Source organism: Nocardia terrae (assembly GCF_009760405.1).
GTDB classification, from domain to species: Bacteria; Actinomycetota; Actinomycetes; order Mycobacteriales; family Mycobacteriaceae; genus Nocardia; species Nocardia terrae.
The window spans coordinates 207,231-225,062 of sequence record NZ_WRPP01000012.1; the positions used below are offsets into that span (position 1 = coordinate 207,231).

Annotated in this window: 20 protein-coding genes; 6 read left to right on the top strand and 14 right to left on the bottom strand. The window is 68.4% G+C overall.

Going from position 1 to position 17,832, the window contains the following annotated elements; all coding sequences use genetic code 11:
• Positions 1 to 13: 13 nt before the first annotated feature.
• The 8 genes from GPX89_RS39235 to GPX89_RS39270 form a co-directional block, all read right to left on the bottom strand.
• On the bottom strand, positions 14 to 769 hold the full coding sequence (locus tag GPX89_RS39235; protein WP_328602825.1) for a transporter substrate-binding domain-containing protein: 756 nt from the start codon (positions 767 to 769) through the stop codon (positions 14 to 16).
• A 225-nt stretch (positions 770 to 994) separates the two neighbouring features.
• A complete protein-coding gene (locus tag GPX89_RS45685) occupies positions 995 to 1,456 on the bottom strand; it encodes a TM2 domain-containing protein (RefSeq protein WP_328602826.1) in 462 nt (153 codons plus the stop codon).
• Positions 1,457 to 1,510: 54 nt separating this feature from the next.
• Positions 1,511 to 2,692 (bottom strand): prolipoprotein diacylglyceryl transferase, encoded by a 1,182-nt coding sequence (gene lgt / locus GPX89_RS39245; RefSeq protein WP_328602827.1) that lies wholly within the window; start codon positions 2,690 to 2,692, stop codon positions 1,511 to 1,513.
• 215 nt (positions 2,693 to 2,907) lie between these two features.
• A complete protein-coding gene (gene trpA, locus GPX89_RS39250; protein ID WP_328602828.1) occupies positions 2,908 to 3,708 on the bottom strand; it encodes a tryptophan synthase subunit alpha in 801 nt (266 codons plus the stop codon).
• Positions 3,705 to 4,955 (bottom strand): tryptophan synthase subunit beta, encoded by a 1,251-nt coding sequence (trpB, locus tag GPX89_RS39255; RefSeq protein ID WP_157392903.1) that lies wholly within the window; start codon positions 4,953 to 4,955, stop codon positions 3,705 to 3,707. The genes trpA and trpB overlap by 4 nt, the downstream gene beginning before the upstream one ends.
• Positions 4,956 to 5,014: 59 nt before the next feature.
• Positions 5,015 to 5,833 carry an indole-3-glycerol phosphate synthase TrpC gene (trpC, locus tag GPX89_RS39260; protein WP_157392808.1) on the bottom strand — a complete coding sequence of 273 codons (819 nt, stop codon included), beginning with the start codon at positions 5,831 to 5,833 and terminating at the stop codon, positions 5,015 to 5,017.
• 149 nt (positions 5,834 to 5,982) lie between these two features.
• Positions 5,983 to 6,867, bottom strand: coding sequence for a TIGR02234 family membrane protein (locus tag GPX89_RS39265; protein WP_157392809.1), 885 nt, complete (start codon positions 6,865 to 6,867; stop codon positions 5,983 to 5,985).
• Positions 6,864 to 8,429 carry an anthranilate synthase component I gene (locus tag GPX89_RS39270; RefSeq protein ID WP_157392810.1) on the bottom strand — a complete coding sequence of 522 codons (1,566 nt, stop codon included), beginning with the start codon at positions 8,427 to 8,429 and terminating at the stop codon, positions 6,864 to 6,866. The genes GPX89_RS39265 and GPX89_RS39270 overlap by 4 nt, the downstream gene beginning before the upstream one ends.
• Positions 8,430 to 8,726: 297 nt before the next feature.
• Between GPX89_RS39270 and GPX89_RS39275 the strand changes: the two genes are divergently transcribed.
• From GPX89_RS39275 to GPX89_RS39290, 4 genes are all read left to right on the top strand, one after another.
• Positions 8,727 to 8,933 carry a hypothetical protein gene (locus tag GPX89_RS39275; protein WP_228102730.1) on the top strand — a complete coding sequence of 69 codons (207 nt, stop codon included), beginning with the start codon at positions 8,727 to 8,729 and terminating at the stop codon, positions 8,931 to 8,933.
• A 272-nt stretch (positions 8,934 to 9,205) separates the two neighbouring features.
• Positions 9,206 to 9,664 carry a peroxiredoxin gene (locus GPX89_RS39280; RefSeq protein ID WP_157392812.1) on the top strand — a complete coding sequence of 153 codons (459 nt, stop codon included), beginning with the start codon at positions 9,206 to 9,208 and terminating at the stop codon, positions 9,662 to 9,664.
• 184 nt (positions 9,665 to 9,848) lie between these two features.
• A complete protein-coding gene (locus tag GPX89_RS39285) occupies positions 9,849 to 10,442 on the top strand; it encodes a permease (protein WP_235949089.1) in 594 nt (197 codons plus the stop codon).
• Between the two features lie 168 nt (positions 10,443 to 10,610).
• Entirely contained in the window at positions 10,611 to 11,105 is a 495-nt protein-coding gene (locus tag GPX89_RS39290) for a MarR family winged helix-turn-helix transcriptional regulator (protein WP_157392813.1), read from the top strand.
• On the opposite strand, the gene hisI is transcribed toward GPX89_RS39290, so the two are convergent.
• From hisI to ligA, 5 genes are all read right to left on the bottom strand, one after another.
• A complete protein-coding gene (gene hisI, locus GPX89_RS39295; RefSeq protein WP_157392814.1) occupies positions 11,102 to 11,461 on the bottom strand; it encodes a phosphoribosyl-AMP cyclohydrolase in 360 nt (119 codons plus the stop codon). The genes GPX89_RS39290 and hisI overlap by 4 nt on opposite strands.
• Positions 11,458 to 12,231 carry an imidazole glycerol phosphate synthase subunit HisF gene (hisF, locus tag GPX89_RS39300; RefSeq protein WP_157392815.1) on the bottom strand — a complete coding sequence of 258 codons (774 nt, stop codon included), beginning with the start codon at positions 12,229 to 12,231 and terminating at the stop codon, positions 11,458 to 11,460. Before hisF ends, hisI begins: the two co-directional genes overlap by 4 nt.
• Positions 12,228 to 13,043 (bottom strand): inositol monophosphatase family protein, encoded by an 816-nt coding sequence (locus GPX89_RS39305; RefSeq protein ID WP_157392816.1) that lies wholly within the window; start codon positions 13,041 to 13,043, stop codon positions 12,228 to 12,230. The genes hisF and GPX89_RS39305 overlap by 4 nt, the downstream gene beginning before the upstream one ends.
• A gap of 3 nt (positions 13,044 to 13,046) precedes the next feature.
• Positions 13,047 to 13,778: a bifunctional 1-(5-phosphoribosyl)-5-((5-phosphoribosylamino)methylideneamino)imidazole-4-carboxamide isomerase/phosphoribosylanthranilate isomerase PriA gene (gene priA / locus GPX89_RS39310; protein WP_328602829.1), complete on the bottom strand. Its 732-nt coding sequence runs from the start codon at positions 13,776 to 13,778 to the stop codon at positions 13,047 to 13,049.
• A 199-nt stretch (positions 13,779 to 13,977) separates the two neighbouring features.
• Positions 13,978 to 15,969, bottom strand: a complete 1,992-nt coding sequence (gene ligA / locus GPX89_RS39315) for an NAD-dependent DNA ligase LigA (RefSeq protein WP_328602830.1) — start codon at positions 15,967 to 15,969, stop codon at positions 13,978 to 13,980.
• Between the two features lie 411 nt (positions 15,970 to 16,380).
• Between ligA and GPX89_RS46100 the strand changes: the two genes are divergently transcribed.
• Complete coding sequence (locus tag GPX89_RS46100; protein ID WP_198347798.1) at positions 16,381 to 16,773, top strand: LppP/LprE family lipoprotein; 393 nt, start codon at positions 16,381 to 16,383, stop codon at positions 16,771 to 16,773.
• Positions 16,774 to 16,779: 6 nt separating this feature from the next.
• Here the strand turns inward: GPX89_RS46100 and GPX89_RS39325 are convergent, their stop codons facing one another.
• On the bottom strand, positions 16,780 to 17,235 hold the full coding sequence (locus tag GPX89_RS39325; RefSeq protein ID WP_157392817.1) for a MarR family winged helix-turn-helix transcriptional regulator: 456 nt from the start codon (positions 17,233 to 17,235) through the stop codon (positions 16,780 to 16,782).
• A 99-nt stretch (positions 17,236 to 17,334) separates the two neighbouring features.
• On the opposite strand from GPX89_RS39325, the gene GPX89_RS39330 reads away from it, so the two are divergent.
• On the top strand, positions 17,335 to 17,808 hold the full coding sequence (locus GPX89_RS39330; protein WP_157392818.1) for a nuclear transport factor 2 family protein: 474 nt from the start codon (positions 17,335 to 17,337) through the stop codon (positions 17,806 to 17,808).
• The last annotated feature ends 24 nt before the right edge of the window (positions 17,809 to 17,832 follow it).

Genomic DNA, 17,832 nt, shown 5'->3' on the forward strand with positions numbered 1-17,832 from the left:
TGCCCTGCGCGGCTTACTTGCTGACGTCGGTGCCGAAGTACTTCTCGGAAATCTTGGCCAGGGTGCCGTCGGCGCGCAGCTCGTCGAGGGCCTTGTTGACCTGATCGGTCAGGGCCTGGGAGTCCTTGCGGGCAGCGAAGGCCTGCTTGGAGACCTCACCGGTCTTGCCGACGATCTGGATGGTGCCGGTGCCCTGTGCCTTGGTGTAGGCGTTCACGGCGAGGGTGTCGTTGACGGTGGCGTCGGCGCGGCCGGTCTTGAGCAGCTGCACGGCCTCGACGAAGCCGGGGATGGCCTCGACCTTGCAGCCGGCGTCCTTGGCGACACCGGCCCAGTTGCTGGTCTCGGACTGGCCGCAGGTCTTGCCGTTCAGGTCGGCGAGGGTGTGGATGCCGTCATTGCCGGTCTTGGTGACGATGACGCCCTCGGACACGGTGTAGGGCTCCGAGAGCGAATACTTCTGCTCGCGTTCGGGTTTGACGGTGACCTGGTTGGCGATGAGGTCCACGCGCTTGGATTCCAGCGAGGCGAACAGCGAGTCCCAGGGGGCCTGGGTGAACTCCACCTTCTTGCCGATCTTGTCGCCGACGGCCTTGATCACGTCGATGTCATAGCCGGTCAGGTTGCCGTTGTCCTGGTAGCTGAAGGGCGAATAGGTGCCCTCGGTGCCGACCTTCAGGACATTGGCGTCGTCCTTGCTGGAGCTGCATGCGACGAGTCCCGCTGCGGCGACTACGGCGAGCATGACGGCGGCGAGCTTACGGCGCACGACGGAAACCTCTCCTCGGGCGTGGGTGACCACGCGACCAACAACCGACAAAGGGTACGCCGCGAACCGAGTGGTCGGCACGGCAACCATCATGTTGCGCGAAAAGGTTGATGCGGATCCGACCTGATGATATGCGCGAACGGCCGCCACTCGATCGAGTGGCGGCCGTCGGAGACTGGAGTGTCGTGGTCGACCGGTGCGCTGACCGCGCAGTCGACCTGCGCGCTAATCGCGCAGGGGGCGTCCCTGCAGGTCCGGGACCTTGCCGGTCAGCATCATGATGCCGTCGACCAGCGCCCAGACGCCGCAACCACCGCAGGTGACCAGCTGCAGCACGCCGATCGTGGTGTAGCCCAGGTAGAACCGGCCGATTCCGAAGTGGCCCAGGAAGATCGACAGCAGGCCCGCGGTGATCTTGCTCTTGTCGGAGTACGGAACTCCGAACGGGTCACGGCCGTAAGGGGCTTCCGGATCGCCGCCGTAGGGACCCATCGGGCCGGGCGCGCCGAACGGTGCGGGCTGGCCGTAGGGCTGGACGGGCTGACCCATGGGCTGGGCGGGCTGGCCGTACGGCTGCTGGCCCGGGTACGGCTGCTGACCGTACGGCTGGCCGTACTGCGGCCCGGTGCCGGGCGCGCCGTACGTCGGGCCGTCTTGCGGCGGCTGCTGATTGAATGGGTCGGTCACGCACGTCCTCCTGAATCGCGGACCGCCCACGCCGGAACGGCCCGAACCGCTGGATCAGGAGCCATTCTTGCCGGACTCGACCGTTTTCGCCTGGTCAGCGGGCTCCTTCGGCTCCGGCTCGGAATCACCGGATTCGGAAGGGTTATCGCCCTCCGTCTCGGATTCGTTGCCGGGCGTAGCGGATTCGGATGCGTCCTCCCCGTCGGATACCTGCTCGGCGGAGGCTTTTTCCGAATCCTCCGATTCCGAATTGCTGGAATCGTCCGAATCAGTGGAGCTTTCGGCGGCGGCGGCGCCGGCCGCGCCGTAGGCCCGAAGAGCGCCGAACTGCCACGGCCAGGGCCGGTCCACCCCGCCCCGGATCTGCTCGGCGGTCTCACGTCCCTTGGTCGCGAACAGGAAGTAGGCCAAGGCACAGACGAACACGATCGCCGAGGTGAAGGTGTTGATGCGCAGGCCCGCGATGTGGGTCGCCTCGTCGTCGCGCAGCAGCTCGACGAAGAACCGCCCGAAGCAGTAGATCGCCACGTAGAGCGCGAACAGTCGGCCGTGGCCGACGCGGTACTTGCGGTCCAGGTACAGCAGGACCGCGACGCCGATCAGGTTCCAGATCAGCTCGTAGAGGAAGGTCGGCTGCACGATCTTCTCGGCCGCGCCCGCGGCGGTGCCGTTCATCATGTCCACGCCACCGCTGTGGTCGTAGCGCACGAAGATCTCCAGGCCCCACGGCACCTTGGTCTCGCGCCCGTAGAGCTCCTGGTTGAAGTAGTTGCCCAGGCGGCCGATGGCCTGCGCCAACAGGATTCCGGGCGCGATGGCGTCACCGAAGGCGGGCAGCGGGATCTTGTACACCCGGCAGCCGATCCAGGCGCCGATGCCGCCCAGCAGCACCGCGCCCCAGATGCCCAGGCCGCCCTCCCAGATCTTGAGGGCGTTCATCGGGTGACCGTTGGCCCCGAAGTACTTCTGCCAGTCGGTGGCCACGTGGTAGAGCCGCCCGCCGATCAGCCCGAACGGCACCGCGAACATGGCGACGTCGAGCACCATGCCCGACTGCCCGCCGCGCGCGATCCAGCGCTTCTCCCCCAGCCAGATGGCCGCGATGATGCCGATGATGATGCAGATCGCGTAGGCCCGCAGCGGGAACGGCCCGATGTTCCAGACACCGCGCGGCGGGCTGGGGATATAGGCCAATACGTCTGCGCCGGTGCTGTCGGCAAGGGCTCGTAAGGTCACGAGTCCCCACCGTAGCCCAAACGGGCGCCGGACCGGTGATTCAGGTACTCGGAGTGGCCGGAGCCGACGGTGATCGGATCGCGGGCGGCCACCGAAAAATATGAAATATCTTGCCAGACACAATCCTGCGCGCGGGACGTGTGAATGGGAGATGAATGAGATATACGAAAGAGCGCACACCGAATTCGGTATGCGCCCTTTCGAAATTCTTTCTGTTACGAGGAAACAGGTGTCGAGCGCACGCCCTGCGCCAATTCCTCGGTCAGCGTGCGAACCGCGTCCAAACCTTGCGCCGCGGCGGTCACCAGGGCCGAGCCGACAATGACGCCGTCGGCGTAGGAGGCGATTTCGGCGGCCTGCGCGCCGTTTCGCACGCCCAGGCCGACGCCGATCGGGATGTCGGAGTGGGCGCGGATACGGGCGCACAGCGCCGGAGCCATGGACGAGACCGCGTCCCGGGCGCCGGTGACGCCCATGGTGGAGGCCGCGTACACGAAACCCCGTGAGGCTTCGAGGGTTTTGACCAGCCGCTCCTCGGTGGAGGACGGCGCGACCAGGAAGATGCGGTCGAGATCGTGGGCCGAGGACGCCACGAACCAGTCGTCGGCCTCCTCCGGAATCAGGTTGGGCGTGATCAGGCCCAGGCCACCCGCCGCCGCGAGATCGCGGGAGAAGGGATCGACGCCGTACTTCAGCACCGGATTCCAGTAGGTCATGACGACGGCCTTGCCGCCGGCCTGGGAGATGGCCTCCACGACCTTGAACACGTCGCGCACCCGGACACCGCCCGCGAGCGCCTGCTCGGCGGCGTGCTGGATGGTCGGGCCGTCCATCACCGGATCGGAGTAGGCGACGCCGACTTCGATGATGTCGCAACCGGATTCGACCATAGCGCGGCAGACGTCGATGGAGCCCTGCAGATCCGGGTAGCCGGCGGGCAGGTAGCCGATCAGAGCCGCGCGGTTCTCCTCGCGACAGGTCGCGAAGGTGTTGGCGAGACGGGACTGCTGGCTCACTTGTCTTCCCCTGCGTTCTCGGCGTCGGCGGGCTTGTCGAACAGCCCGAACCATTCCGCGGCCGTATCCATGTCCTTGTCGCCGCGACCGGACAGGCTCACCAGGATGATCTTGCCCTCGCCCAGTTCCCGCCCGAGCTTCAGAGCGCCCGCCACCGCGTGCGCGGACTCGATGGCCGGGATGATGCCCTCGGTGCGGCTCAGCAGCATGAGCGCGTCCATGGCCTCGGTGTCGGTGATCGGGTAGTACTCGGCGCGGCCGATGTCCTTCAGGTACGCGTGCTCGGGGCCGACGCCCGGGTAGTCCAGACCCGCTGAGATCGAATGGGATTCGATGGTCTGCCCGTCCTCGTCCTGCAGCAGGTACGAGTACGCGCCCTGGAACGCGCCCGGGGTGCCACCGGTGAAAGTGGCGGCGTGACGGCCGGTTTCGACACCGTCACCGGCGGCCTCGTAGCCGATCAGGCGCACACCCGGATCGTCGATGAAGGCGTGGAAGATTCCGATCGCGTTGGAACCGCCACCGACACAGGCGGTTACCGCATCGGGCAGCCGGCCGGTCTGGGTCTGGATCTGCTGGCGCGCCTCCATGCCGATGATGCGCTGGAAATCGCGCACCATGAGCGGGAACGGGTGCGGGCCCGCGGCGGTGCCGAAGCAGTAGTAGGTGCGGTCCGCGTTGGTGACCCAGTCGCGCAGCGCCTCGTTGATCGCGTCCTTGAGCGTCTGCGAACCCGTTGTCACGCTGATGACTTCGGCGCCCAGCAGGCGCATGCGGGCCACGTTCAACTGCTGGCGCACGGTGTCGACCGCGCCCATGTAGATGACGCACTCGATGCCCAGCAGCGCGCACGCGGTCGCGGTGGCCACGCCGTGCTGGCCCGCGCCGGTCTCGGCGATGACACGGGTCTTGTTCATGCGCTTGGCCAGCAGCACCTGGCCGAGCACATTGTTGATTTTGTGAGAACCGGTGTGGTTCAGGTCTTCCCGCTTGAGGAAGATGCGCGCGCCGCCCGCGTGCTGGGCCAGGTTCTTGCACTCGAACACCGGCGAGGGACGCCCGGTGTAGTCGCGCTGCAAACGGTCCAGCTCGTCGAGGAAGTTCGGATCCACCCGGCACTTGTCGTATTCGGCGGTGACCTCTTCGATCACGGCCATCAGCGCCTCGGGCACATGGCGGCCGCCGTAGACGCCGAAGTGGCCGCCCAGGTCGGGCTCGTGGCTCTTGTGCGTGACGGCTTCGCTCATCTGCGGCAAGCCGGAAACGTTCTTGGCAGAGAGCTTTTCGGTCTGAGTCATCGCTTCTTTCACCGTCCCCGGCGAACCGGCTTCGGGCAGGACGGGTGGGTTCCGGCGGTCACCAGCTCGGCCACCGCGGCGCGCGGGTCGCCGCTGGTCACCAGGCCCTCGCCGACGAGCACGGCGTCCGCGCCCGCACCGGCGTAGGCCAAAAGGTCTGCGGTGCCGCGGATGCCGGACTCGGCCACCCGGATCACTTCGCTGGGCAGGCCGGGGGCGATGCGCGCGAACACATCCCGATCCACCTCGAGGGTCTTGAGATTGCGGGCGTTCACGCCGATCACGCTGGCGCCGGCCTGCAGGGCGCGGTCGGCCTCCTCCTCGGTGTGCACCTCGACCAGCGCGGTCATGCCGAGCGATTCGGTGCGGTCGAGCAGGGAGGCCAGCACATCCTGTTCCAGGGCGGCCACGATCAGCAGGATCACGTCCGCGCCGTGGGCGCGGGCCTCGTGGATCTGGTACGGGCCGACGATGAAGTCCTTGCGCAGGACCGGAATGTCGACCGCCGCGCGGACCGCGTCCAGATCGGCGAGCGAACCGTGGAAGCGGCGCTGTTCGGTCAGCACGCTGATGATGCGCGCGCCGCCGTCCTCGTAGGCGCGGGCCAGGTCGGCGGGGTTCGGGATGTCCGCGAGCTCACCCTTGGAGGGGCTGGCCCGCTTCACCTCGGCGATCACTCCGATCCCCTCGGCGTGCAGGGCGGCCTTGGCGTCACGCGGGGACTTGGCCTTCGCGGCGGCTGCCTTCACCGTTTGGAAATCCAGAAGGGCTTCCCGAGCGGCCACATCCGCGCGGACCCCGTCGAGAATCGAGTCGAGTACCGTCATCTGGCTCGAATCCTTTCTGGGGAGACGGACTTGCTGCCTGAGAATCCCCCCAGGCGCTGTCTCACCGATGCTGATAAAGAGTAAATGGCTATGTTCCCGTGCTTGACAGCGGGGCTGGTAGCGGCGACGCTGCCGCTCCCCCGCCCTGCTCAGTGGTTGTCCCCGCGCTTTCCGGTGTTATCCGGATCATCGTGGGAGGCAGGGTGATTGGTTTCATCGTCGGTCGGATCGACACCCTCGTCGAGCGCGTCCCACAGCACTCGACCCGACAACGGCTCGCCCGCCGCGCCCTGTGATGCGGATTCCGCATCACGAGAACGGGCGTGATGTGCGGCAACCTGCTCGGCCGCCGAGAGCTTCCGCGCGGCCGGATTGTCGTACTTTCCGGACATGCGGGTCGACTCGGAGGACTGCCGGACCAGCAGCAGGCCCGCCACGAACGCGGCCAGCGCGCCCGCGATGGCCACCACGGCGGGTAGCGCCGAGGTCGTCACCGCGCCGGCGTGATCACCGCCGTGCAATTCGGCCACCCGGGCCGCGCGATCGGCCGTGCCGTGCTGGGTGAGCAGGGCGTAGGCGGGCACCGCGGACATCGCCGCCAGCACCGCGACCACCACGCCGACGCCGCGCCGCCACCAGCCGTGGGTGGCGAACACGGCCGCGATGGTGGCCAGGAAGACCAAAGCCAGCGGGGTCAGCGCCCCGAACCAGACGCCGCCGTCGAGATTCTTGTGGCGCGGCAGGCCGTAATCGCTGGTGATCTCGAGCCGAACCCAGGTCATGCGCGAGGACGCCCACAGCAGCGCCGCCGCGAGCGCCAGCAGCGCCACCGCGGCGATCGGCCGCTTCGGTTTCGCGGCCGGCGCGGTCGCGGCCTCCGCTTCGGCTTCGGCCAGATCGGCCGCCTGCGCGCGCTCGGCGATACTCGCTGAATCGGGAGCTGCGGCAGCGGGTTTCGCCGCGCCCTCCCCCGTCGAGACCGAATCCGGATGGGCCGCTGCGGCTTGCGTGGCGTCCGGGTCGGGATCACTCATTGCTGCGAGGCGTTCGGCCGGTAGGCCCGAACGGTTTCGGCGGCGGCGATGGCCTTGAGCACGGCCATGGCCTTGTTGCGGGATTCGACGTCCTCGTAGTCCGGGTCGGAGTCGGCCACGATGCCGGCGCCGGCCTGGACGTAGGCGGTGCCGCCCTTCACCAGCGCGGTGCGGATGGCGATGGCGGTGTCGGCGTCACCGGCGAAGTCGAGGTAGCCGACGACGCCCGCGTAGACGCCGCGGCGGGTCGGCTCGAGCTCCTCGATGAGTTCCATGGCGCGGACCTTCGGGGCCCCGGAGAGGGTGCCCGCGGGGAAGCACGCCTGGACCGCGTCGAGGGCGACCTTGCCGGGCTTGAGGCGGCCCGAGACCGTGGAGACCAGGTGCATGACGTGCGAGTAGCGCTCGACGTGGCGGTACTCGGTGACCTTCACGGTGCCGGGTTCGCAGACGCGGCCCAGATCGTTGCGGCCCAGATCGACGAGCATGAGGTGCTCGGCGTTCTCCTTCTCGTCTGCCAGCAGGCCCTTTTCGAGCAGGAGATCGTCCTCCTCGGTGACGCCGCGCCAGCGGGTGCCCGCGATCGGGTGCGTGGTGGCCACGCCGTCCTTCACCGTCACCAGCGATTCGGGGCTGGAGCCGACGATGGAGAACGCGGTGCCGCCGGAGCCGTCCGGGATGTGCATGAGATACATGTACGGGCTCGGGTTCGAGGCCCGCAGCATGCGGTAGAGGTCCAACGGAGTGCCGTTGTAGTCCATTTCGAAGCGCTGCGAGAGCACCACCTGGAACGCCTCGCCCGCCTCGATCTCCTTGACCAGGCGGCGCACGCCCGCGCCGAACTCGTCGGAGGTGCGCTGGCGGCGGAACTTCGGTTCGGGGCGGTCGAAGACCGACACGGTGGAGTCGGCGGGGGCCGCCAGGGCCTCGGTCATGCGGTCCAGGCGGGCGACCGCGTCGTCGTAGGCCTCGTCCACGCGCTCGTCGGTGCCGTTCCAGTTGACGGCGTTGGCGATGAGGGTGATGGCGCCCTCGTGGTGGTCGAAGGCGGCCAGGTCGGTGGCCAGCATCAGGACCATCTCGGGGACCTGCAGGTCGTCGGTGGCCAGGACCGGCAGACGCTCGAGGCGGCGGACGTGGTCGTAGCCGAGGTAGCCGACCAGGCCGCCGGTCAGCGGCGGCAGGCCGGGCAGGCGTTCGGTGCGCAGCACCCGCAGCGTCTCGCTCAGGGCGGCGAGCGGGTCACCGCCCACGGGCGCGTCGGCGGGCGTCTGGCCGAGCCAGGCCGCGGCACCGTCGATCACGGTCAGCGCGCTGGGCGCGCCCGCACCGATGAACGACCATCGCGACCAGGAGCGGCCGTTCTCCGCGGACTCCAGCAGGAAGGTGCCGGGCCGGTCCGCGGCCAGTTTGCGGTAGGCCGAGAGGGGAGTCTCGGAGTCCGCCAACACCTTTCGGACCACCGGAACCACCCGGTGATCGGCCGCGAGCGCCCGGAACTGATCCCGGGAGGTGGTGGTGTCGCTAGCCGCGTTCAGAGGCAAACCATGCGCGCCGTGCATGTGCCCATCATTCCAGGCCGACCCGACACGATCTAAATCGCGGTTCCCGCCCAGCCGAGCGGGCACCTGTGGCGAATACCTGAAGCGGTCATCACTACACTCGCGCCGGTCTCCATACGCAGGAGGCCGTCACTGCTCCGGCAGCAAGATGGAGAGGTCGCACGCGGTATCCCCATTTTCGAGAGGAGTTCAACACAGATGTACCCCTCGCAACCGGTAGCACCGGAGGGTCCACGGCACGCAGCTCCGCAGATCGCCCCGGGCCACATGCCCGGCCAGCCGCCGCGGATGATGAATATGAACACCGGCGGGAAGTACTCCGCCATCGCCTCGTTCGTCACGTATGTGAAGGCCCTGGAAGCATTGGACCCGCGGAGCTTCCCGGACGAGTACGCCGAGCACACCGACCGCATCCGGGAGCTCAAGCCCTTCCTGCGCGCGCACGGCATCCTCGATGTCATGGAGATCAAGAACCCTGAGGTCGCCGCCCTGATCGGGGTGTAGACCGACACCCCGTGTCGGGGGTGGTTGGGGCTCCGGGGGTTTCACCCCCGGACCCCCAGGCAAAGAGGTAAACCGGGTGCGGCGGCCGCAACCGCCACACCCGAAGCCGTCCAGGGGTCGAATTCGGCCAGGTTGGCGCGTTACCGAGTCGGGCTGTCGCAAACGGCGGTAGGACCCCGATGATTCATGGGCGGGCGGGTAGCGAATTGGGTTGGGTAGGAAGAGGATTGACAGATAGCTCGTGGGCGATGAATCTGGGGTACCCTACGGGCATGAAGGCAGGTCAGCTCGCGCCCAACTTTGAGCTTCCCGATCAGTCAGGCACCGTGCGTTCGCTCGAGTCGTTGCTCGCGGACGGGCCGGTGGTGTTGTTCTTCTATCCCGCGGCGAATACGCCGGTGTGCACGGCGGAGGCGTGCCATTTCCGGGATCTGGCAACGGAATTCAAGGCCGTGGGGGCCAGCTGCGTGGGGATCAGCGCGGATTCCGTGGAGGTGCAGTCCGGGTTCGCCGAGAAGCAGGGGCTGGGGTATCCGGTGTTGTCGGACCGGGGGGCCAGGGTCGCCGAGGAGTTCGGGGTCAAGCGCGGGCTGCTGGGCGCGGTGATGCCGGTCAAGCGGACCACCTTCGTGATCGACCCCGATCGGACCGTCGCCAAGGTGATCGCGAGCGAGATTCGCGCGAACGTGCACGCCGACGAGGCGCTGAAGTTCTTGAAGCAGCGCGGCTGAGGGTCTTCGACGTCCGGCGCTGACGGTTCTCGACCGGCAGCGTCGCCGGTTCTTGCCGTACGGCGCTGACGTTCCCGGCTTGGAGCGCCGGTAGTCCTTGCAGCCAGGCGCGGTCGCCGTCCCGAGCGCGGCGGCCGGAGCGTCGATCCTGCGCGAGTCAGCAAATCGGACATACGCTGGGGCTATGACTACGCCCAGCGCGGACCCGGAGCGGAAGCGTTCAACCTTCGTCACGTGGCGCAATCGGATCATCGCCGTCGTGGTGGCGGCGGTCGTGTTGTGGCTGACGTATTTGATTCTGGCGTCATTTCTGCCGCGATGGTGGGCGCAGCGCATCGGCGAAATGGTCAGCGGGAGTTTCGCAAAAGGGATCTGGTATGGCCTGATAATGGGCCTCGCATGTACGGCTGTGCCACTTTTCTTGTTGCTGCTGGCAGGTCTGCGCTGGCGTAAACGGGGCGGTAGGTTTATCGCCGGGGCCGCAGCGGTTCTCGCACTGGTCGTGGCCGTCCCGAATTTGTTGACGCTGACCATCGTGTGGGGCAACTCGAACGCCGCACACGCCGGTGAGCGCGTTCTCGATGTCGACGCGCCGGGATTCCGCGGGGCCGCCCTCGCTGGCGCGATCGTGGCCGCGGCGCTGTTCCTACTGGTGGCATTTCTCTTGGTGCGCAGGCATTTCCGCCGCCAACGCGCCGAACGACAGCGCACCGAACCGGAAAAGGCTCGCGTGTCGCCCGAAACTCCGTCAAATCCTCCAGAAGTCGGCGCGAACTGATTCGACTGCGCGACACGCGTGATCGATGTCACGTCATTCAGCAACACCGTGACTGACGAGCGAAATCGTGGCAAACTTTGACGTGCGGGTGGCTCGTTCCGGGGTTGGCATGACGGGTCACTTGGCTGCTACGAGAGGGCGCGCACGGTGACCAAGTGGTTGAATCCCATGGAACAGCGAGCTTGGCGTACCCTTGTCGCGCTCACGACCAGACTTCCCGCCGCGTTGGATACTCAGCTCCAACGCGAGTCCGGGATTACCCATTTCGAATACTTCGTGATGACTCTGCTCTCCGAAGAACCGGGCCATCGATTGCAACTGAGCGAGCTTGCGCAAAAGGCAAATGCATCGCTATCGCGGCTCTCGCATGTGGTCTCCAAGCTCGAACGGCTCGGCTGGGCGCAGCGGGTCACCACCTCCGGCCGCCGCGGGGCGCAAGCGGTGCTGACCGATGCCGGATATCGGAAGGTCACCGAGGCCGCGCCGGGCTATCTGGAGTGCGTGCGCGGCCTGGTGTTCGACGGCCTGGACGACGAACAGGCCAAACAGCTGCTCGAGCTCGGCGAGACGCTGGTCGCGCAGCTCGACAAGGGCATGGCCCGCGGGCTCGGCCGCTCGGGGCGGCCGAACTCGCATCTGGACGTCAACTCACACGACGACTAGAGCAGCGAATCACCCTGGGACAGCAGCACATCGGTGTCGAAGCAGGTGTGCGTGCCGGTGTGGCAGGCCGCGCCCTCCTGGTCGACGACCAGCAGCACGGTGTCGCCGTCGCAGTCCAGACGCACCTCGTGCACGTACTGGGTGTGGCCGGAGGTCTCGCCCTTGACCCAGTACTGCTGACGCGAGCGCGAATAGTAGGTCCCCTTGCGGGTTTCGAGCGTGCGCGCGAGGGCTTCGTCGTCCATCCACGCCATCATGAGCACGTCGCCGGTGCTCTTCTCCTGCGCGATCGCGGCGAAGAGCCCGTCGGCATTGCGCTTGAGGCGGGCCGCGATCGCGGGATCCAGCGAACTCATCGGACCGTGATTCCTTCCGTGCGCATGGCGTCCTTGACCTGGCCGATGGTGAGGTCGCCGAAGTGGAAGACGCTGGCGGCCAGCACCGCGTCCGCGCCGGACTGCACCGCGGGCGCGAAGTCCTCGACCTTGCCCGCGCCGCCGGAGGCGATGACCGGCACCGACACCGCGGCGCGCACGGCCCGGATCATGGGCAGGTCGAAACCGGCCTTGGTGCCGTCGGCGTCCATGGAGTTGAGCAGGATCTCGCCGACGCCGAGTTCGGCTCCGCGCACGGCCCATTCGACGGCGTCGATGCCGGTGCCGCGCTTGCCGCCGTGGGTGGTGACCTCCCAGCCGGACGGGGTCGCGGGCTGGCCCTCGGGCACGGTGCGGGCATCGACCGACAGCACGATGCACTGCGAGCCGAAGCGCTCCGACATCTCGCGCAGCACCTCGGGGCGGGCAATGGCGGCGGTGTTCACCGACACCTTGTCCGCGCCCGCGCGCAGCAGCCGGTCCACGTCCTCGACGGTGCGCACGCCGCCGCCGACGGTGAGCGGGATGAAGATCTGCTCGGCGGTGCGGGTCACCACGTCGATCATGGTGCCGCGGTCGCCGGTGGAGGCGGTGACGTCGAGGAAGGTCAGCTCGTCCGCGCCCTGGGCGTCGTAGGCGGCCGCCAGCTCGACGGGATCGCCCGCGTCCCTGAGGTTTTCGAAGTTCACGCCCTTGACCACACGCCCGGCGTCGACATCCAGGCAGGGGATCACTCGCACTGCCAAAGTCATTGTTCTACCTCTCCTCGGACCCGATCGGCCGTCTCGGCGATCAGGTCCAGTAGTTCCTCGTGCACGCCGGGGGCGGCGGCCAGCACCGAACCGGACTCGATGGTCCAGTCCTTGCCCAGCAGGTCGGTGACCACGCCGCCCGCGGCCCGGACCAGGGCCACCCCGGCGGCGTTGTCCCACGGGTGATGTCCGAACACCACGGATCCGCCCAGAATTCCCGAGGCGGTGTAGGCCAGGTCCAGGCCGGTGGAGCCGTACATGCGCTGGCGGCCGGACAGCCGGCTCAGCGCCCCCAGCAGGTTGAAACGGAAGATGCCCGGAATGCGGCCCGCCCCATCGATATTGAAGCTGCCGAAGCCGATCATGGCGGTGGCGAGCTTGGCGGGAGCCAAGCTCGGCAGCGGATTCCCGTTCAACAGCAGCGGGCCGTCCTGGATCGCCGCGTAGCGCTGGCCCAGGATCGGCAGCCACGTCAATCCGATGACCGGCACGCCGTCGCGCACCAGCGCCAGCAGCATGCCGCACATCGGGCTGCCCGCCGAGTAGTTGAAGGTCCCGTCGATGGGGTCGAGCACCCAGGTGGTGCCCGAGGTCAGCTGCGGGCCGCCGAATTCCTCGCCGTGCACCGGGATTCCGGTGCGCTCGGCCAGCCGCTGCGAGATGGTGCGTTCCAACTCCAGGTCGAGTTCGGTGGCGAAGTCGTTGCGCCCCTTCTCGACCGCGCTCGGGGCTCCGATGCCCTCCGCGAAACGCGGTGCGGCGGAGTCGAGCACATCACTGGCGATGCTCAGCAGCTCGGCGAGTTCGGCCATTCGCTAGCGGACCGCGTCGAGAGCTTCGGGCAAGGTGAACCGGCCCGCGTACAGAGCCTTGCCGATGATCGCGCCCTCGACGCCCTCGGGCACCAGGGTCGCGATGGCGCGCAGGTCGTCGAGCACCGAGATGCCGCCGGACGCGATGACCGGGGCCTCACAGGCATTGGCCACATGGCTCAGCAGCTCCAGGTTCGGGCCGGTCAGCGTGCCGTCCTTGGAGACGTCGGTGACCACGTACCGCGAGCAGCCGTCGCGCTCGAGACGCTCGAGCACCTCCCACAGGTCGCCGCCGTCGGTGACCCAGCCGCGCCCGCGCAGCCGCCACTCACCGTCGATGAGCTTCACGTCGAGCCCGACCGCGATCTTGTCGCCGTACTCGCCGATGGCCCGGGCGCACCAGTCCGGGTTCTCGATGGCCGCGGTCCCGATGTTCACCCGCGCGCAGCCGGTCGACAGCGCCGCCTTCAGCGACTCGTCGTCACGGATGCCACCGGACAGCTCGACCTTCACATCGAGTTCGCCGATGACCTCGGCCAGCAGTTCACGATTGGAGCCCTTGCCGAACGCGGCGTCGAGGTCCACCAGATGCACCCACTCGGCCCCGGCATGCTGCCAGGCCAGCGCGGCGTCGCGCGGCGAACCGTAGCTGGTTTCGCTGCCCGCCTCCCCCTGAACCAGGCGCACGGCCTCACCATTGGCGACATCGACGGCAGGTAGCAGCACAAGACTCACGGGAGCAGCTTAGTGGTTGCCACGTGATGGCCCGGCGTCGGCCTGGGCAAATGCCCCGATCGCGACAGCGGCGAACCAGCGAACCCAGCCTCGCTCGCGCGAGGCTGCCACCGCGGAAGTCCGTTGGCCCGCCCGCGGTCACGGCGTGGATCGGCGGCGAAGGCACCGATCGCCGCGACGACCACCGATCCCGCAGTCGCTAGGCGACATTCGCTTCGATCAGCAGCTTCCAGATCTCGGCCTGGTCGACGACCTCGACGCCCAGCTTCGCGGCCTTGGCCAGCTTGGCGTCTCCGACGCCCGCGCCGGTGATGAGCAGGTCGGTGTTGGCCGAAACCGAGGACGCGGCGGTCGCGCCCGCCTTCTCGCACAGGCGCTGGAAGGTCGGGCGCGCCACCTTCTCCCCCGAGCGCGGATCGCTGATGGCGCCGGTGATCACCACCGTTTTGCCTTCCAGCGGCGCGCCGGCCGCGACCACGGGGGGCAGGTCCTCCTCCCGCACGTCCAGGGAGACGCCCGCATCGCGCAGCCGCACCAGTTCCGGACGCAGCCGGGTGAGGTTAGCGGCCAGGGAGGCAGCGACTTTCGGGCCGATGTCGTCCACTTCGACGAGCCGTTCCTCGCCCGCGTCGGCGACCTCCTCCAAGGACGCGAAACCCGCGCGGGCCAGGCGGGCGGCGGTGCCGTCGGAGGCCATGGGGATGGCCAGGCCGATCAGGGCGCGGCGTAGGCCGACCTGGCGGCTGGTGTCGATGGAGTCGATCATCCGCTGCGCGGAAACCTCACCGACGCGGTCGAATTCGAGCAGGCGTTCCTTGGTGAGGGTGTAGAAGTCGGCCGGGCTCTCCAGGATGCCCGCCTCGGCGAGCCGCTCGATCCACACCGGCCCGATCGCCTCGATGTCGGCTGCCGCCCGCGACGCCCAGTGGATCAGCCTGCGCACCGTCTGCGCGGGGCAGGAAACATTGGTGCAGAACAGTTCCCGGCTGTTGCCCTGCTCGGTCACCGGCTGCCCGCAGGAGGGGCAGGCGGTGGGCGGCACGATCTCGAGCTCCGCCCCGGTGCGCTTGGAGGCGTCGAGCACGCCCGCCACGAACGGGATCACATCACCGGCGCGGCGCACCAGCACCGTGTCACCGATCTTGATGTCGCGGGCGCGGATCACCTCCTGGTTGGCCAGCGTCGCCTTGGTGACGGTGGTGCCGCCCACGAATACCGGCTCGAGCCATGCCACCGGGACGATCTTGCCGGTCTTGCCGACATCCCAGATCACCTCGCGCAGCAGCGTGGTCTTCTCCTCGGCGGCGAACTTGAACGCCAGCGCGCCGCGCGGGGAATTCGAGCGGGTCCCGGCCGCGGCGTACGCCTCGCGGTCGGCCAACCGCAGCACCGCGCCGTCGAGGTCGTAGTCCAGATCGTTGCGGCCCTGCTCGATCGCGGTGATCGCGGCCTGCGCCTGTTCGGCGTCGGCGCAGTGCCGCATGGCCGCGCCCGCGATTCCCAAGGCGCGCAGCCCTTCCTCCAGATCGTGGGCGGCGTCGTTGGCCGGGTTGTCCAGATCGAAGCCGAAGAACATCAGGCGACGCTCGGCGACCGTGGCCGGATCCTTCGCCCGCAGCGTGCCCGCGGCCGCATTGCGCGGGTTGATCAGCGGCTTGTCCGGGTGCGCGGTGTTGTAGGCGGCGAAGGTCGAGCGCAGCATCACCGCCTCGCCGCGCACCTCCACGCGGCCCGGCGCCTCGATCCGTTCGGGAACGCCGTCGACCAGCGCGCGGACCAGGAAGGTGACATCGTCGCCGGTGGTGCCGTCACCGCGGGTCACCGCCCGGGCGAGGCGCCCGTCCTCGAACACCAGGGCCAGCGAGAGCCCGTCGAGCTTGGGCATCACCACCACCGGCTGACCGGGGAAACGGGCGAAGAACGCCGCGACCTGCTCGGGCGTGGTGGCCTTCTCCAGCGACAGCATCGGGCGCGAATGCCGGATCGGGGCGTGCAGCACCGCGGCGGCGCCGACCTGTTCCAGCGGATTCGGGTCCGGCGCGAGCTCGGGATGCGCCTCGATCAGGGCGCGCAGCTCATCCTCGACGGCGTCGTAGTCGGCGTCGGCGACCAGCGGCGAGCCCTGATAGTAGGCATCGCGCAACGCCACGATACGGTCCGCGAGCTCTTGGATTCGTTCCCCAATTTCCACCCGTCCGACGGTACCCACCCGCACCGACACCGAGCGCCCGCCACTCTCGCGCCGGTCGATCTTCGGGCGCGAAGTTGCCGAAATTGCGCCTCCGAGCAGGAGGCGGGCGCATGCTGTTGCGGTATCGGGTGTGTGCCAGTAGCGAATTCGGATGAAAGGGACCTCTTGTTCCGCAGCGCAGGGATCGTGATGACAGTGCTCGCCATTGCCGCCGCGCTATCGGGGTGCGGTGATACGGGCACACCGGGTGCGCAATCCAGCACGACGGCACCCGTGAGCTCGAGCGCGTCGGCCGCGACGGGAACCACATCGCAGTCGGCCGCCACCACGGCGGCGGGTGGGGGAACGAGTGAACAGCCGTGCAAACCTGATCCGGCGGTGATCAGGAACGCGGCCGCGAGTCTCGCGCCGGTGGAGGTCGTGCCCGGAAAGCCATGGAAATGGGCGCTTCCGGCGGTCGGCGCGAATCCGACGGTGAACAGCATCTGCTCGGGTCTCTCGGCGGCTTTGATCAGCATCGAAGGGGCGACGGCGAGTTCACCGATGCAGGTGTTGCTGTTCCACCGGGGCGGATACGTGGGAACGGCGGAACCGACCTGGAACAGCTTCATCTCGACGGATCCGGCGCATACCACCGACGACAGCGTGGGGTTGAAGTACAAGGTCGTCGGCAGTTGTGACGCCTGCGCGGATGGGACGTTCTATTGCGTCCAATACCGTTGGGACGGAGCGAAGGTCGTGACGTCCGGCAGGCCGCCGCGCATCATCGGCACGACGGTGGAGCCCGGTTCGACGAAGTGCTGAGTCGGGTCAGTGCTCGCGCGAATGAGCTTCGAGGATCCGGTTCAGGGTCAGCACGAAGTTGGCGCGTTCGGCGGCGGTGAAGCCTGGAAGTAGTTCGCGCTGAGCGGCTTCCAGGCGTTCGTCGAGGTCGGTGAGGTGGGCTCGTCCCGCCGGGGTGAGGGTGAGGGTGTTGCGGCGGCGGTCGGCGGGGTCGGGGGTGCGGTGCAGCAGGCCGCGGTCGGCGAGGTCGTTGACCGCGGCGACCACGTCGCTGCGGTCGATGCCGGTGCGGCGGCCGGCCTCGGCCTGGCTGAGCGGGCCGTGTTCGTCGAGGGTGGCGAGCAGCGCGTAGTGATAACGGCGGGAACCGGTGGGTTCCAACGCTTTCTCGGTACAGCGGTTGGCGATGAGGGCGACCTGGCCGATGAGGCGGGTGGGGAGGGCGCGCAGCCGGCCGGAGGCCCCTTCGGGCGCGGAGTCCATGCGGGAAATCTACCAACACTTGTTGGGGACACCCACAATCGGTTACATTGGTTTCACCAACGTTGGCGCATCCAACAATCTCGTCGAAAGACTGTAGCCATGAACGCGATCGGCACCACCACCCGGCAATTCCAGGACCTGGCGGACAAATTCGAGATCACCGAGCTCGTGCACCGCCTCGGGCGCGCGCTCGACGAGGGCGACTGGGACGAGCTCGCCGCCCTGTACACCCCCGACGCCACCGCGCAGACGCCCGGCGGCCTGGCCGTCGGGCGGACCGCCCTGGTCACCCAGGCCAGTCGAAACCACTCCCCCGACAGGCGGATCCAGCACGTCATCAGCGGCATCCTGATCGACCTGGACGGCGACACCGCCAAGGTCCGCGCCAACCTGCTGGCCGTCTTCGCGTGGGGCCCGGCCCAGGATCCCACGCTCGGCTCCCAGCCCCGCCTCACCCTCGGCGAGGTCTACCGCTTCACCGCCGCCCGCACCCCCGACGGCTGGCAGCTCTCCAGCGTCGCCTCCGCCCCCGTCTGGTCGGTGGGCGCGCGCCCCGGGCCCTCGGCCGGGTGAGGAACCGGCCGCCCGAAAACACGA

What these genes read in the sequence shown, in the direction of transcription:
- trpB (WP_157392903.1), bottom strand. Translation starts at nt 4,955, where the DNA reads ATGAGCGAAGCCGTCACGCACAAGAGCCACGAGCCCGACCTGGGCGGC.
- trpC (WP_157392808.1), bottom strand. Translation starts at nt 5,833, where the DNA reads ATGACGGTACTCGACTCGATTCTCGACGGGGTCCGCGCGGATGTGGCC.
- GPX89_RS39265 (WP_157392809.1), bottom strand. Translation starts at nt 6,867, where the DNA reads ATGAGTGATCCCGACCCGGACGCCACGCAAGCCGCAGCGGCCCATCCG.
- GPX89_RS39270 (WP_157392810.1), bottom strand. Translation starts at nt 8,429, where the DNA reads ATGCACGGCGCGCATGGTTTGCCTCTGAACGCGGCTAGCGACACCACC.
- GPX89_RS39275 (WP_228102730.1), top strand. Translation starts at nt 8,727, where the DNA reads ATGAACACCGGCGGGAAGTACTCCGCCATCGCCTCGTTCGTCACGTAT.
- GPX89_RS39280 (WP_157392812.1), top strand. Translation starts at nt 9,206, where the DNA reads ATGAAGGCAGGTCAGCTCGCGCCCAACTTTGAGCTTCCCGATCAGTCA.
- GPX89_RS39285 (WP_235949089.1), top strand. Translation starts at nt 9,849, where the DNA reads ATGACTACGCCCAGCGCGGACCCGGAGCGGAAGCGTTCAACCTTCGTC.
- GPX89_RS39290 (WP_157392813.1), top strand. Translation starts at nt 10,611, where the DNA reads ATGGAACAGCGAGCTTGGCGTACCCTTGTCGCGCTCACGACCAGACTT.
- hisI (WP_157392814.1), bottom strand. Translation starts at nt 11,461, where the DNA reads ATGAGTTCGCTGGATCCCGCGATCGCGGCCCGCCTCAAGCGCAATGCC.
- hisF (WP_157392815.1), bottom strand. Translation starts at nt 12,231, where the DNA reads ATGACTTTGGCAGTGCGAGTGATCCCCTGCCTGGATGTCGACGCCGGG.
- GPX89_RS39305 (WP_157392816.1), bottom strand. Translation starts at nt 13,043, where the DNA reads ATGGCCGAACTCGCCGAGCTGCTGAGCATCGCCAGTGATGTGCTCGAC.
- GPX89_RS39325 (WP_157392817.1), bottom strand. Translation starts at nt 17,235, where the DNA reads ATGGACTCCGCGCCCGAAGGGGCCTCCGGCCGGCTGCGCGCCCTCCCC.
- GPX89_RS39330 (WP_157392818.1), top strand. Translation starts at nt 17,335, where the DNA reads ATGAACGCGATCGGCACCACCACCCGGCAATTCCAGGACCTGGCGGAC.